13 protein-coding genes and 1 tRNA gene are annotated in these 14,404 nt (G+C 69.3%); 11 read left to right on the top strand and 3 right to left on the bottom strand.

The genetic code is table 11. The annotated features are described in order from the left end of the window. Window positions 1-49 precede the first annotated feature (49 nt). Window positions 50-3,253 carry a glycosyltransferase gene (locus CVV72_RS28540; RefSeq protein ID WP_219146700.1) on the top strand — a complete coding sequence of 1,068 codons (3,204 nt, stop codon included), beginning with the start codon at window positions 50-52 and terminating at the stop codon, window positions 3,251-3,253. Here CVV72_RS28540 and CVV72_RS28535 read toward each other — a convergent pair whose 3' ends face one another. Then, on the bottom strand, window positions 3,254-4,351 hold the full coding sequence (locus tag CVV72_RS28535; RefSeq protein ID WP_219146699.1) for a hypothetical protein: 1,098 nt from the start codon (window positions 4,349-4,351) through the stop codon (window positions 3,254-3,256). It abuts the gene before it with no gap. A 210-nt stretch (window positions 4,352-4,561) separates the two neighbouring features. On the opposite strand from CVV72_RS28535, the gene CVV72_RS28530 reads away from it, so the two are divergent. The 5 genes from CVV72_RS28530 (at window position 4,562) to CVV72_RS28510 (ending at window position 7,259) form a co-directional block, all read left to right on the top strand. Further along, window positions 4,562-5,068, top strand: coding sequence for a hypothetical protein (locus CVV72_RS28530; protein WP_219146697.1), 507 nt, complete (start codon window positions 4,562-4,564; stop codon window positions 5,066-5,068). 75 nt (window positions 5,069-5,143) lie between these two features. Then, window positions 5,144-5,752: a hypothetical protein gene (locus CVV72_RS28525; protein WP_219146696.1), complete on the top strand. Its 609-nt coding sequence runs from the start codon at window positions 5,144-5,146 to the stop codon at window positions 5,750-5,752. Between the two features lie 187 nt (window positions 5,753-5,939). Further along, the gene (locus CVV72_RS28520) at window positions 5,940-6,488 is read left to right on the top strand and encodes a DUF2716 domain-containing protein (RefSeq protein ID WP_219146695.1); all 549 of its coding nucleotides are present in this window, start codon (window positions 5,940-5,942) and stop codon (window positions 6,486-6,488) included. 10 nt (window positions 6,489-6,498) lie between these two features. Continuing rightward, the gene (locus tag CVV72_RS28515; RefSeq protein WP_219146694.1) at window positions 6,499-6,900 is read left to right on the top strand and encodes an immunity 7 family protein; all 402 of its coding nucleotides are present in this window, start codon (window positions 6,499-6,501) and stop codon (window positions 6,898-6,900) included. Between the two features lie 65 nt (window positions 6,901-6,965). Further along, window positions 6,966-7,259 (top strand): YiaA/YiaB family inner membrane protein, encoded by a 294-nt coding sequence (locus CVV72_RS28510; protein ID WP_219146693.1) that lies wholly within the window; start codon window positions 6,966-6,968, stop codon window positions 7,257-7,259. 244 nt (window positions 7,260-7,503) lie between these two features. On the opposite strand, the gene CVV72_RS28505 is transcribed toward CVV72_RS28510, so the two are convergent. After that, window positions 7,504-7,576, bottom strand: a tRNA-Gly gene (locus CVV72_RS28505). A gap of 197 nt (window positions 7,577-7,773) precedes the next feature. On the opposite strand from CVV72_RS28505, the gene CVV72_RS28500 reads away from it, so the two are divergent. From CVV72_RS28500 to CVV72_RS28490, 3 genes are all read left to right on the top strand, one after another. Beyond that, window positions 7,774-9,336, top strand: coding sequence for a sigma-70 family RNA polymerase sigma factor (locus tag CVV72_RS28500; protein ID WP_219146692.1), 1,563 nt, complete (start codon window positions 7,774-7,776; stop codon window positions 9,334-9,336). 105 nt (window positions 9,337-9,441) lie between these two features. Beyond that, on the top strand, window positions 9,442-9,882 hold the full coding sequence (locus tag CVV72_RS28495; protein WP_126732525.1) for a DUF983 domain-containing protein: 441 nt from the start codon (window positions 9,442-9,444) through the stop codon (window positions 9,880-9,882). A 32-nt stretch (window positions 9,883-9,914) separates the two neighbouring features. Further along, on the top strand, window positions 9,915-10,778 hold the full coding sequence (locus CVV72_RS28490) for an Fpg/Nei family DNA glycosylase (RefSeq protein ID WP_219146691.1): 864 nt from the start codon (window positions 9,915-9,917) through the stop codon (window positions 10,776-10,778). 9 nt (window positions 10,779-10,787) lie between these two features. On the opposite strand, the gene CVV72_RS28485 is transcribed toward CVV72_RS28490, so the two are convergent. Next, window positions 10,788-11,903, bottom strand: a complete 1,116-nt coding sequence (locus CVV72_RS28485) for a serine hydrolase (protein WP_219146689.1) — start codon at window positions 11,901-11,903, stop codon at window positions 10,788-10,790. A 169-nt stretch (window positions 11,904-12,072) separates the two neighbouring features. Here CVV72_RS28485 and CVV72_RS28480 point away from each other — a divergent pair, with 169 nt between their 5' ends. Beyond that, window positions 12,073-13,368 carry a histidine kinase gene (locus CVV72_RS28480; RefSeq protein ID WP_219146687.1) on the top strand — a complete coding sequence of 432 codons (1,296 nt, stop codon included), beginning with the start codon at window positions 12,073-12,075 and terminating at the stop codon, window positions 13,366-13,368. A 30-nt stretch (window positions 13,369-13,398) separates the two neighbouring features. Continuing rightward, on the top strand, window positions 13,399-14,244 hold the full coding sequence (locus CVV72_RS28475) for a S49 family peptidase (protein ID WP_219146685.1): 846 nt from the start codon (window positions 13,399-13,401) through the stop codon (window positions 14,242-14,244). Window positions 14,245-14,404 lie beyond the last annotated feature (160 nt).

Genomic DNA, 14,404 nt, shown 5'->3' with positions numbered 1-14,404 from the left:
CCGGAGGCGAACGTGAAGACCGGTCTCCCTGGCGGATAGTCTCCTCGTCATGGGCAAGGGGACTCCTGGCGAGCGGTTGATCGAATGGACCGGCGAGCGGTGCGTGCCGTGGGCCGATGACGTCCAGGTGATCTACGAGCACTATCACCGCTACGCGTTCGCCACCCGGTTCGCCGCCGGGAAACGGGTGCTCGACCTCGCCAGCGGCGAAGGCTACGGCAGCGCTCTGCTCGCCGGTTCCGCCGCCGAGGTGGTCGGCCTGGAGATCGACCCGGTCACCGTGGAGCACGCCCGCGCCCGCTATCCGGAGGTCACCTTCGAGGTCGGTTCGATCACCGACCCGGAGGCGCTCGCGGGGACGGAGCCGTTCGAGCTGATCACCTGTTTCGAGGCGATCGAACACGTCGAGGCGCAGGACGCGATGATGGCCCTCGTCCGCGCCCGGCTCGCGCCGGGCGGGATCTTCCTGTGCAGCACCCCGGATATCGCCGTGTACAGCGGCGACCACGGGAACCAGAACCCGTTCCACGTCCACGAGCTGACCGAGTCGGCGTTCCGGACGTTGATGGAGAAGAGCTTCGAGCACGTCACCCTCTTGCGGCAGAACGTCGCGGTCGGTTCGCTGATCCACGACGGCGGAACCTCGGCGGCCGAGCTGTTCCGGCTCGAGCGGGGCGACGGCGACGAGTGGCAGGTCTCCGCCGGTGCGCCGCACACTTACTTCATCGCGGTCGCGTCCCCGGCGCCGATCACCCTGCCGACCGCTTCCATGCTGGTGGACCCGCGTCTGACGCTGGTCGCCAAGGCCAACGCCGAAGCGCGGACGCACGCGGCCGAGGCGGAGCGGGTGCGTGTCGCACTGGACCGTGCCGAGGACGGGCTGCTCCGGGCAGGCGAACAGGCCGCCCGGCAGGCGGGCGAAATCGCGGAGCTCACGGCCGCCGAACGGCGTGCGGCGGAGGAACGCGACCAGGCTGCCGCCCGGGCCGAGAGCGCCCGCGCCGCACACCGCCGGGCCGCGAACGAACTCGCCCTGCTGCAGCGGAAGGCGGCCAACGACCGCGACCGGCTGCAGTGGCTCGGCCGGAACAACGTCCAGCTGAGCGAGACGGTCGGTCGCCTCGCCGCCGAGAACTCCCAGCTGCGCGCCGAGCAGTCCGCGCTCGTCCAGCGCGTGCTCGGCACGTACCGAGGCGCGATCGAGAAGTTCGCTCCCCGGGGCACTCGCCTGCGTGACTTCTACGAGACGGCGCTCGGCCGTCCCACGGGAGCAGACCCGATCGGGGCGGCCGTACCCGGCCCGGTCGCGGTCACCACCAGCGACGAGCCGATCGTCAGTGTCGTCATCCCGGTCTACGGCAACTGGTCCTACACGCGTGCCTGCCTCGACTCGATCCAGCGTCACCTGCCCGCCACCCCGTTCGAGGTCATCGTGGTCGACGACGCGTCGCGCGACGACTCCGCGGACCGGGTCGCGCAGTGCGCCGGGATCCGGCTGGTGCGGGCGCCACGGAACCTCGGTTTCGTCGGCGCGTGCAACCTCGGCGCCGGACACGCGCGCGGCGACTTCGTCATGTTCCTCAACAACGACACCGAGGTCCGGCCCGGCTGGCTGGACGAACTGGTCGACGTCGTGGAGACCCGGCCGGACGTCGGGCTCGTCGGCTCGAAGCTGGTCTACCCGGACGGCAGGCTGCAGGAATGCGGCGGGATCATCTGGGCCGACGGCTCCGGCTGGAACTACGGCAGGCTGCAGAACCCGGACCTACCCTGGTTCCAGGCACTGCGCGACGTCGACTACTGCTCCGGGGCCGCGGTACTGGTCCGCCGTCAGCTGTTCGAGCGGATCGGCGGGTTCGACGAGCGGTTCTCACCCGCCTACTACGAGGACACCGACCTCGCGTTCGCCGTGCGGGCGGCCGGGTTCCGGACGATGGTGCAGCCGTCGTCCGTGGTCGTCCACCACGAGGGTGTCTCGAACGGAACCGACCTCTCCGCCGGGGTCAAGCGGCACCAGGAACTGAATCGCAGCGTGTTCGTGGACAAGTGGAGCGTCCAGCTGCGCGACCACCTTCCGTCGGCCGACGCGCGCGCGTTGTGGTCGGCACGGCAGCGCACCGAGGACGGCCATCGCGGTGGCACCGTGCTCGTGATCGACCACCAGATCCCCACGCCGGACAAGGATTCCGGGTCGGTGCGGATGGCCAGGATCCTCGAGCTGTTCGTCGGGCTGGGGCATCGCGTCGTCTTCATGCCGTTCAACAACGCGGTGCCGGAGCCGTACGCGAGCCGGCTGTACCGCATGGGCGTCACCGTGATCACCGGCGTGGACGAGCAGTTGGAGTTCCTGCGCGACGCCGGTCCCGACCTGCGGCTGGCCGTGCTCTCGCGGCCACATGTCGCCTGGCAGTGGATCGAGCAGGTCCGCCAGCACGCGCCGAACTGCCTCATCGCCTACGACACCGTCGATCTCCACTTCGTCCGGCTCACCCGACAGGCCGATCTGGTCGCGCAACTCGGCGACACGGGCGAAGAGGTGACCTTGCGCCGGCGCGCGGAAGTGCTGCGCGAGTCGGAACTCGGCCTGACCAGGCTCGCCGACGTCACCTTCGTCGTGTCCGACGTCGAACGGGAGCTCCTGCGGGAACTCGTCCCGTCGGCCAGGGTCGAGGTGCTGTCGAACGTGCACTACGCCGACGGGGCCTCGTCGGTTCCCGACGGTCGCGACGGAATCGTCTTCGTCGGCGGCTTCGATCACGTGCCGAATCAGGACGCCGCACACTGGATCGCCACCGAGATCATGCCGCTCGTGCGCGAGCGCAGGCCCGACGCGGTCGTCCAGATCGTCGGCAGCAACCCGCCCCCCGCGGTGCTCGAGCTCGAGCGCGACGGCGTCATCGTGCGGGGCTGGGTGGAGGACCTCGATGAGATCTACCAGACCGCGCGGGTGGTCGTCGCGCCGCTGCGGTTCGGGGCCGGCGTGAAGGGGAAGCTCGGCGAGAGCCTCGGTTACGGGGTGCCCGTCGTGGCGACCTCGCTCGCCGCCGAGGGCATGCACCTCACGCACGGTCAGGACGTTCTGCTCGGGGAGACGGCCGAGGAACTCGCCGACCGGATCGCCACCCTGCTCGAGGACGACAAGCTGTGGATTCGTCTGTCCGAGGAGGGCAAGACCGTGGTGGAGAGCCGGTTCGGCGCGGAACTGGCCCGGCGGACCCTCACCGACGTCCTCGCGCTGGGCGGCCAGGCCTGATCAGCTCGGCGGCAGCGCTTCCTTGAAGGTGGCGCGTGTCTTGTCGAGGCTGGTGCGGAGCTTGTTCTTGTCCAGGGCGAACGGCTGCGACGCCCACAGCACGACGGCGACCTTGCCCGAGGTGTACCACGTGCCGTCCATGCGGCGTGCCCCATCGCGTCCGGTGGCGGTCTCGGGGTCGTCGGCCCGCAGGGTGAATCCGCCCGCCTGGGAAGCCTGCATCAGGTAGGCGACGACGGCCTTCGCGTCTTCGTCCGATCGCGTGGGGATGACGTACGCGAGATAGCCGGTGTCGCCGTCGCTGGAGCCACGGAAGACGACGCTGGTGGCACCGTGCTGGGCGAAGATCTGCGCGGATTCCTTCGGGAAGAGCTTCAGCTCGACCCCTTTGTCGAGCGAGACCGTGGAGTTCTCGGGGAGCGGCGAGCCGGGCAACGCCGGAACGCGGTCCTCGAGTGTGGCCTCCGGAGCGGGCTGGCCGGCGCTTGGCCCGCCGAGGGCGTCCGGTGCCTGCGCGATGGCGGGCGGCGATTGCCGATCGGGACCGTTCGCCGTACCGAGCCACAGGGTGCCGCCGATGACCAGCCCGAGCACGACCAGCACGGCGGCGGCGACGAACAGCCAGGTCGGTTTCTTCTTGCCGACGACGGCGTAGTCCTCCGGGGCCGGAGCGCTGTGCCGGGGACCGGCGTCGGGGGCCAGCGGCGGCAGGTCGCGGGGCAGCTGCCGGGTATCCGCGCGCCGGGGCTGGGACGGCTCGGCGCGCAGGTACACCGTTGGGTTGATGTCGGCGGGCGACGGCGCGGTGGTCTTGTGGTCGGGGAGGCGGGGCACGGAGTGCCTGGCCTTCGGGGTTTCGGCGGTCGGCGGTGGCACGGGCGGAAGCGTGACGGTGGGCAGCTCGACCTGCCGCATGGCCGGGTTGGCGCTGTGCCACGGCGCGCTTGGACGGCTCAACGGCGACGCGACCGGCGACGGCATCGCCCCGCCGGAGGCTTCGGCGAGCAGTTCGTCCCGTCTTTTGCGGTGCTCCGCGTGCCCGATACGACCCGAGGCCAGCTCGACGTCCAGCTGCCGAAGCTCGTCTTGCCAGCTCATATAGCCCCCTGCCGCCGGGTGTGGGCAGCCAGTGTCGCATGACCCGGACGGGTGGTTGATATTGGTCTTTCGCATTCTTGCGTCCGTTTCGGCGCAGGTCCAGCACGGTCCGGAGGCGACGGTGCGGACCCACCGGGGTGATGCTCTTCCGGCTGGTCAGCGGCGATCGAGCGGTCCCGCCGGTACGGTGGCGGACGTGGGAAGTACCGGGTGACGGAAATCGACGAGTGTCGCGGCGCGCTGCGCGAGCTGGCCATCGGCAGGCTCGCCGGACGTGACGTCCGCACCTCGCATCTGGTCGAGGCCGGGCTGGACGCGATCGTCGCCGGACTCGACACCCCGTCCCTCGCCTTGCTCGCCGGGCTCGAATCCTCCGCCGAAGCCGCCGTCGACAAGGCGTTCGGCCAGGTCGTCGACGAACTCGGGCTCGAACTTCCCGCCGATCCGACGGCCGCCCGCTGGCTGCTGGTCCACGGCTGGCTCACCGCGATGGTCGAAGGCCGCCTCTCGCCCGCGGCCGGCGGCGCGCTGGTCAGCGAGGTCGGCGAGCTGCTCGGGTCGCCGCCGTCGTTGCGCGGGATCGCGCGGTGGTCGGCGATGCTCGACGGCTGGATCCCGACCGACCTCACCCCGAGGGACGTCTGCGAAGTGCCGATCCTCGAAGAGTCGGCCGAGCTGCTCGAAGGACCTTGGCCGCCTTCCCCGCGTCACCCGTAAAGCCCCGGTTTCTGTCGTACATGTGTTCTAAAATGGGCGTTGTACAGCAGGAACAGCGGCGAAAGGCAGACACGGATGGCCTACATCACCCTGCCCACGTTCGTGGGGTACAGCACGAGCTCGGGTCCCTCGCGTTCCTCGTTCGTCCGGCGCTGGCGCCGTCAGTACGAGGACCCGGCCCGGGGCGGGTTCAACTTCTACCTCCGCGCCGCGAACGCGATCCGTGCCGGGCGGATCTCCGGGCGGGATCGCGAGGTACTGCGGGCGCTGGTCGAGAACGCGGACGAGCGCACACGGCCGCACTACACCGAGATCGCCAACGGCTGGCTGCGCTACGTCGGGCGGCGCGACCTGCGGACGGCGGAGGTCGGCCGGTCGCGATGGCGGCTCGGCTCGCTCGAAGTGGGCATCAACCCCCATCTCGGCCTGCGCAAGGGCGACGGCCCGGTGTACGTGACGTGGCTCTACTTCAAGGAGGAGCCGTTGAGCCGGGACGCCGCGCAGATGGTGCTGTGGCTGCTCGAACAGACCATGGACGAGCTGCGGCCGGGCGGGCGGCCGCTGGTGATCGACGTCCGGCGCTCGAAGGAGTTCGCGTTGTCGCCGCGCGATCGCGACAAGGTGCGGCCATGGGTGCGGAGTGAGGCCTCGGCCTTCATGAGTCTTTGGGAGGCGGCCGCGTGAACGAACGACGGCGAGCCCGCATTCGGTGGGCTCGCCGTTCACACACCGTCATTCTCACGGTTCTGGCGACGGCGCAAGACACCTGATCAGGTGACAATTTCGCGGAGAATGCCCACGAGCTGGACAACTTGGGCCCCGAACACGAAGCTTTCCCAGTCTTAATCGGCCGAACCACCGAGGGTCGCTCGTGAACAACGCTTGGGAAGCCATCTCCAGGGTCGCAGATGAGCCCGCCTGGTACTGGGTCTACGACAAGCTCGCGTTCTGGCCGAGCACCTACGCGCACGCCTGGCCCGGTTTCCGTGAACCCGCGCCGTCTGTCGCGTGGGATCTCGCGCCTGGGGGTCTCGACCGGTCGTCACCGGAATTCCGGCTCGGTCCGTACGCCGTCGAGCAGAACGACGTCGCCCGCGTCGCGCTCGCGGCGTTGAAGGACTGCGTCGCCGAGGACGAGTGGGTCTGGGTCCTCCACTGGCAGCACCAGTCGTACCGCTTCTACCCGCATCGGCACGCCGCGCTCGACCCGTGGCCGGTCCCGGTGTTCCCGCGCACCGACTACCACATGTTCCTGGCGAACGACTTCCGCTTCGGCACGCTCGGGCACCCGTGGGAACGGACGTTGTGCGTGTACGGCGACAAGCTCGTGCCCGCCTTCGAGAAGCACGGCGAACAGATTTTCAAGAGCGTGCTGCGGCGGGACGGGGCGCCGGCCGTGCTGGCGGGCGGACCTGCCTAAACTCAGGCGGGTGTTCGAATACCACGGGTGGGTGACCATCCAAGCGAGCCCTTCCGGTGACGACGACGCCGCGCTGCTGGAGCGCATCGTCGAGCGGGTGCACCGAGCCGTCCGCGACTTCGGCGACGCCGACCTGCTCGACCTCCGCTGGGCCGCCGGGGTGCCGGTGCTGCATCTGGGCGGCATGGACAAGCACGGCACGGCGATCGCGCCCGAGCTGGTTGACCTATTCACCCGCGTGGGCGATCTCGCGCCCGGTTCCTACGGTCTCCTGCACGTCTGGGACGACCAGGATCCCGACCACGACAACGAGTTCAAGGTGTACCGGATGGCCCGCGGCCTGGTCACCGAACGCGGCGACGACCACCTGTCGCCGGTCGCGCCGACCGTGATGGACGGCTACGAGATCTGAACGCAACCCTTCTTGAGTAGCCGTACTCAAGACACCGCGGGGACCTCGGCGCGACCGTGGTACGCATGACGAAACCCTCCGCAGCGCCGCCCACCACCGTCGCGTTCTTCGTCCAGGCCGCCCTCTCGTTCGGCTTGGCACTCCTCGCGGTCATCGTCGGCATCTGGTACCTGCCGGTCGACGGCTGGGTCCGCGGCTTCCTCGCCCTCGGCATGCTCTTCCTGACCACTTCGGCGTTCACGCTCGCCAAGTGCATCCGCGACCGGCAGGACGAGAACACCGTCGTCAGCAGAGTCGACCAGGCCCGCGTCGACAAGCTCCTGTCCGAGCACGACCCCTTCAAAACGCCCGCGCTCTGAGCCGCCGACATATGCGCAATCCGAATTACTACGGTCGTGTGAACCCACTCACCGAACCTGTAGCACTTAGTAACTGAAAAGCCCAGCACGACGATGGCGAGGCACATAAAGATCAACGCGCCCGACAACCGACTCGCCAACGCGAGCGACAAGGAACGCGGGGGTCCGGGGGCTCGGGCCCCCGGGAATTATGGTGAGCAAGCCATGGTCCAGGCGTTCCCTGGACACACCACGCCCACTTGCGAGCGGATGACGGGATTCGAACCCGCGACCCTCACCTTGGCAAGGTGATGCGCTACCAGCTGCGCTACATCCGCATGTCTTGCTCTGCTCCGGTACTCGTTTGAAGCAGTGGAACAACCATACACCGACCCTCTGTAGCGGTTTCGACCCACCCCTACAGGTGCTCCGGTGTCACACCTGGCGTACAAGGGGTGACGACGGCTGCATACCTCCGTATGGTGTCCCCATTCGACCGAATGGTGAGTCCTTCGGGGAGGAGGTGCCTGGCCGGATGACCGAGCAGGGCACGGTGCCGCTTCAGGCGGCCTCGGAATCCGACGAGCAGGCATTGCTCCAGCGTCTCCGTGATGGGGAGGACGCCGCCTTCGGGGAGCTTTTCGAACTTCACGCCGCCGCGGTGCGGCGGCTGGCCCGCAGTCTGGCCGCCGACCGGTCGGAGGCGGAGGACATCACGGCCGAAACCTTCTTCCGGGTGCTTCAGGCGTTGCGCCGGGGTGCCGGGCCGCGGGACTACGTCCGGGCGTATCTGCTGACGGTGGCTCGCCGGGTCTCGTGGGAGTGGCACGGCGCGCGTCGTGACGTGCCGGTGAGCGACGACGAGCTGACCTTCCGGGCCGGGGCGGGGGCGGACACGCACGCCCGCACGGCCGAACATTCGCTGATCACGACGGCGTTCACGAGCCTGCCGGAGCGGTGGCGTTCGGTGCTGTGGCAGACCGAGGTCGAAGGCGAGCAGCCGTCGATGGTCGCGCCGCATTTCGGGTTGAGCGCGAACGCGACGGCGGCGCTGGCCAGGCGGGCACGGCAGGGGCTGCGGGCGGCGTACCTCCAAGCGCATCTTTCGGTGAACCGCGGGCCGGATTCGTGCCGGGCCGTGGTGGAGAAGCTGGGCGGGTTCACCGCGGGCAGTGTCACCGGTGCCGAGGCCCGCCGGATCAAGAGCCACCTGATCGGGTGCCAGTCCTGCCGGGCGACACACGACGAGCTGCGTGACGTCTGTTCTTCGCTGCGGGCGCACGCCGGTGTCGTCGCCTTGCTGGTGCCGGCGGCCGCCGGTGCCCACGCGAGCGGGGCGTTGTCCGGGCTCGCCGCGTCGGTCAAGGCGCTTCTGCTCGGATCGAAGGTGAAGGTCGGCCTGGCGGTGGCGTCGACGGCCGCCGCGGGCGCGGTCGGGATCGTCGCCGGTCCGGCCGTGTTCGGCACCGACGTGACGCATACCGTGGGCCTGTCCGGGGGCGGCCAGCCGGAGCTGGCGTTGCTGCCGGCGCAGGTCGCACCGCCCGTCCAGGGCGGACCGGTGGAGCTGCCGCCGCAGCGGATCGCCGAGGACCGGATGCACGGCAAGGGCGATCGGCCCGCCGTGACCGGGCGCGGCCCCGGCGCGGAACTCGGGGTGTCGGACCTGCCGAGCCTGCCGGGTGCCGGCACGTCGGGGAAGGATCTCGGCGGCGGTGACGGTCGTGCCGACGGTGCTGCCGGCGCCGAGAACGGCGTGCTGACACCGGACGAGCAGAACCCGGCGCAGGAGACCGCGCCGCGGAACGAGGTCCCGGAACCGGGAACGGGCACGAACCAGACCACCACGAAACGGGACGACATCCCTCCGGGGGAGTCGCTGAGCCCGACGTCCACGACGACTTCCCGGGACGAGACGGAGCCGTCGAACACGCCGGAGTCGACGACTGACCCGGAAGGGTCCACTTCGCCGTCGACGAGCACGCCCGGCAGCGAGACCGGGACACCGTCCGCCGACCCTTCGGAAGACGAGCCGAGCCCGGTCAAACCGACTTCCCACTATCCGGAGCCGGGTGTCGACTACCCGACGTGCCCATAACGCCCGAGCGGGGATATCGCCTTCGAACTCTCGCGAATCCGGCTCCCGTCACGGTACGGTGGAGCTCGCTCACGACGAGCGAGCGGCCGCGCGGGAGGCGACTGAATGAACCGGCTGGTGCACGGCGAGGACGGCCGTGACTGGGTGGTCCGAGCCCAGATGGAATGGCGTGCTCCCGCGACAGCGGACGATTTCGAGCACGATGTGGCGGGCAGCTACGGCCCGGGTATCGCGATGATCGCCGTGACGGCGCTGCTCGCGATCGTGCTCATCATGTGGACGCCCGCCGACGTGAGAATCCCGTCCTGGGTTCCGCTGGCGCTCCTGCTGGTCGCGTTGTTCTTCCCGCTGCGCTGGATCCTGCGCCGCCCGTGGACCGTGGTCGCCGAGACCGAGGGCGATCTGGCGGGCGACCGGCCTTCGGAGCGCTGGGTGGGCACCATCCGCGGCATGTTCACCGTGCGTGGCGAGGTCTCGAAGATCTCGAAGACCATCCAGAAGCACTCGCTGCCGGATTTCGACGGCCCCTTGCACCCGGTGGAGTAGTCGCGGCGGCCTGAACGCGCGAGACTGGGGCCATGCCCGAGTTACCCGAGGTCGAAGCGCTCGCTCACCACCTGCGTGAACACGCGGTGGGCAAGACGGTCTTCCGTGTCGACGTGGCGTCTCTCAGCGTGCTGAAGACGGCGACCCCGCCGTGGACGGAGCTGCACGGCCGCGAGGTCACCGGTGCCGGCCGGTTCGGCAAGCACCTCGATCTCGTCGCCGGTGATCTCCACCTGGTCGTCCATCTGGCGCGGGCGGGCTGGCTGCGCTGGTCCGACGCGTTGGCCCCGGCACCGCTCAAACCGGGCAAGGGACCGATCTCGCTGCGTGTCCACCTCGACGCCGCCGCCGGTCCGGGCTTCGATCTCACGGAGGCCGGGACCAAGAAGGGGCTGGCGGTCTGGATCGTGCGCGATCCGGAGAAGGAGGTCGCGAGTATCGCGCGCCTGGGGCCGGACGCGCTTTCGCTGGACCGCACGGGGCTCGAGAAGTTGTTCGCCGGGCGCACCGAACGGCTGAAGACGTCGCTCACCGATCAGTCGCTGATCGCCGGGATCGGCAACGCCTACTCCGACGAGATCATGCACAGGGCGAAGCTTTCTCCTTACGCCACCACCGGAAAGCTGTCCGAAGGCGCGCTCGACGGGCTCTTCGAAGCCATCAGCGAAGTGCTGACCAGTGCGGTGACGCGCTCTGTCGGCCAGTCCGCGGCCCGGCTCAAGGGGGAGAAGCGGTCCGGGCTGCAGGTGCACGCCAGGACCGGACTGCCGTGTCCGGTCTGCGGCGACACGATCCGCGAGATCTCGTTCGCGGACAAGTCCTTCCAGTACTGCCCGACCTGCCAGACCGGTGGGAAACCCTTGGCCGACCGGCGGATGTCGCGCCTGCTCAAGTGACTCACGAGGTCAGCAGAGGGCGGCTTCGATCGCGGGCGCCGGGATCTTCGGCACCCGCTGCCCGCCGTGCACGTCCGCGGCGAGGTCGTACACGTTCAGCGCCAGCACGATCTGTTTCGAGCCGTCCGCGGTGCTCATCGAGACGCTGAAGAATCCCGGGCCGGCACCGGTGTTGCCCCAGAACGTCTTCGTGACGTCCCCGCATTTCACGTCGAGCGTCTCGATCCCCGCTCCGTAGGCGCCACCGTCCTCGTTCGGCACGAGCCGCTTGAGTTCGGCCTGTTGCGCGGGCGCCAGGAGCCGTCCTGCCAGCAACGCGCGGTGGAACGTCGCGACGTCGTCGACGGTCGACACCATCGCGCCCGCGGTCCAGTCGTACGACGGGCTGAACACCGTCATGTCTTCACCGCGCATGTCGTACCCGTGCAGATGCGGGCCGCGCAGGAACGGCGACCACAGCGGGAAATACGTCCGTCCGAGGCCGAGCGGACCGAGGATCCGGCGCTGGATCTCCTCGCGGACGTCGTTGCGGGTGATCTTCTCGATCATCTTGCCCAGCACCAGATATCCGGTGTTCGAGTACTTCACGCCGGTGCCCGGCGCGAACGAGGGCGGGTCGGCGAGCGACCGCCGGATCACCTCCGACGGCGTGATGACGTGTGCCCGGTTCCCGTGGACGAGGTACGGGTCGAAGAAACGCGGATCCAGCGGGTCGTGCAGGCCCGAGGTGTGGTTCAGCAGCATGCGCGGCGTGATCTTCTCTGGTTCGTAGCCCGGTCCGCGTACGACACCGGGCAGCCATCGCTCCACCGGATCGTCGAGGGACAGCGAGCCTTCGCCCGCCAGTTGCAGCACCACCGTGGCGACGAACGCCTTGGTGTTGCTGGCGATCCGGAACCGGTGGTGCGGCCCCGCGGGTTCGCGCGTGGCCTGGTTCGCGTATCCGGCGCCGAAGCGCGAGACCGCCTCACCGGTCCGGACCTGGACGACCGCTCCCGGGAATCCCCCTTCACCGACGAGATCGCCGACGGCCGCGCGTACCGGATCCCCGGCCGCGGCCGCCGTCCCGCTCGCCAGCAGGACCCCCGCCAGCACCCCCGCCGCGAGTTTCCCCGATCCGCGCATGGTGTTCCTCCCCCGGAAGCGATTGCCTGCGTACAGTCTTCCCGGCGCGACGGGGAGTGACCATGGGGACGGCGCCCGGGTCTTGGGTAGGGTCGGCCCCACCCTCAGTTGTCACAACTCAACGGAAAGTGGGGAGCAGGCCTTGCACCCGGTTGGTCGAGCGCAGAGCATGGACGCCGTGTCCGGGCTCGAGATCGCGCAGATCATCCCTTGGGGTGTGGCGCTGCTGCTCGCGATCCTCGTCGTCGTCCTCCTGATCAAGCTGAGGCGTCCCGCGAGCATCGTGGAGAACGCGGTGCTGCAGGCCGTCCACCGGATGTCGAAGGCGACACCGGATCTTCGCGAGGGGCTCGACGAGCAGGTCGCCGACAAGATCACCAGTCAGCTGCTGGAGATGCTCGACTGCGTCGCGGTCGGCATCACCGACAGCGAAGGCACGCTGCTGTCGTGGGACGGCGAGGCCAACGACCACTACGTCGACCTCGTCGAAGCCATCGGCAACGCGATCCGCAAGCACCGGCGCGAGGTCGTCGCGCACGACAAGATGCCGTGCAACCATCGCGGCACCTGCCGGATGCGGACGGCGGTGATCGTGCCGCTGATCGTCGAGGGTGAGACCGAGGCCGCGCTGCTGGTCGTCGGGCGCACGCGCGGGCGGCTGGTGCAGATGGCCGACGCCGTCGCGCAGTTCGTCTGCACCCAGTTCGAGCTGGCGCGCCTGGACGAATCGAAGAACCAGCTCCAGCAGGCGGAGATCAAGGCACTGCGCGCGCAGATCTCGCCGCACTTCGTCTACAACGCGCTCAACACCATCTCGTCACTGATCCGGACGGATCCGGAGGAAGCGCGAGAGCTGCTTCAGGACTTCGCGGACTTCACGCGCTACTCGTTCCGGACGTCGGGCATGTTCACCTCGCTCGCCGAGGAACTGCGGAACATCGACCGGTACCTGACCATCGAGAACGCCCGCTTCGGCGGACGGCTCGAAGTGCGGATGAAGATCGCGCCCGAGGTGCTTTCGGTGGTCGTGCCGTTCCTGATCATCCAGCCGCTGGTGGAGAACGCCGTCAAACACGGCCTCGCGTCCAAGCCGTCCGGCGGCTGCGTCACGGTGATCGCCGAGGACTACGGCGCCGAAGCGCTGATCAGTGTCGAGGACGACGGCATCGGCATGGAGCCCGCGAAGCTCGCGGACCTCCGCAGCCAGCACCGCACGGGCGCGCACGTCGGCCTCGGCAACATCAACCAGCGGATGCAGCAGGTGTTCGGCCGCGACTACGCGCTCATGGTCGAGACGGCGCCCGGCGCCGGTATGAAGGTGACCCTGCGGGTGCCGAAGTTCATGCCCGGCGTGCGGCCGAATCTGCCGGACTTCTCCGCCGACAGCGCGACCGTCCCGCCTCAGGGCGGCCCGAACGAGTCCAGCGGGGTGAGCGGTTCGCGCAGCGGCGTGCTGCCGTCGTGAATGTCGGTAAAACGTCGGTAGCCTGGCGGTATGAGCGTTGCGGACAAGCTGACCTCCCGTCTCCCGATGATCGGCGATCGGGGTGAACGCAAGGACGTCGTCGCCGTGGTGAAGCTGCACGGGGTGATCACGCCGACCCCGTCGCCGCTGGCCAGAGGGTCGATCAACCTCGCCGCCGTCGAATCGGCGCTGACGCGCGCGTTCGGGCACGAGCGGCTGAAGGCCGTCGCGCTGCAGATCAACTCGCCGGGTGGCGCGCCGACGCAGTCGGGCCTGGTCGCCGAGCGGATCCGCCAGCTCGCCGACGAGAAGAACGTGCCGGTCCTGGCCTTCGCCGAAGACGTCGCCGCGTCCGGCGGTTATTGGCTGGCCTGCGCCGCCGACGAGATCTACGCGCACCGGACGTCGATGGTCGGCTCCATCGGCGTGATCAGCGGCGGGTTCGGGTTCACCGGTCTCCTGGAGCGGTTCGGCATCGAGCGGCGGCTGCACACCGCGGGGGCGAACAAGTCCCGGCTCGACCCGTTCAGCCCGGAGAAGCCGGAAGACGTCGAGTGGCTGAAGAAGATGCACGGACAGCTCCACGAGCTGTTCGTCGACTGGGTCACCGAACGCCGGGGCGACCGGCTTTCCGGTTCCGAAGACCTCTTCACCGGGGACGTCTGGCTGGGTGCCCGCGCGGTCGAGCTGGGCCTGATCGACGGCGTCGGCAGCCTCCGACAGGTGATCTCCGAGCGGTACCCGGACGCCGAGATCGCGATCGCCGAACCGAAGAAGCCGCTGCTGGCTCGGCTGGGCATCGGCGCCCCCGCCGCGGCGAGCGCGCTGCTCGACGCCGTGCAGTCGAAGGCCACCTGGAGCCGCTTCGGCCTCTGACCCGCGTGCGAAGAACGGCCCGGTCCTCGTGGATCGGGCCGTTCTTCGCGTTCAGTGCAGATCGGATTCACCCGAACGGTGGTAGGCGGAAGTGGTTCAGACCAGGTCTCATATCGGACATACCGCTTTGTTGTGAACGGCAACAAACCTCGACAGCGTT

Origin of the sequence: Amycolatopsis sp. TNS106, from assembly GCF_019330265.1 — a bacterium.
In the GTDB taxonomy this organism is placed as follows: domain Bacteria; phylum Actinomycetota; class Actinomycetes; order Mycobacteriales; family Pseudonocardiaceae; genus Amycolatopsis; species Amycolatopsis lurida.
This window is presented reverse-complemented; position numbering and strand designations above follow the sequence as displayed.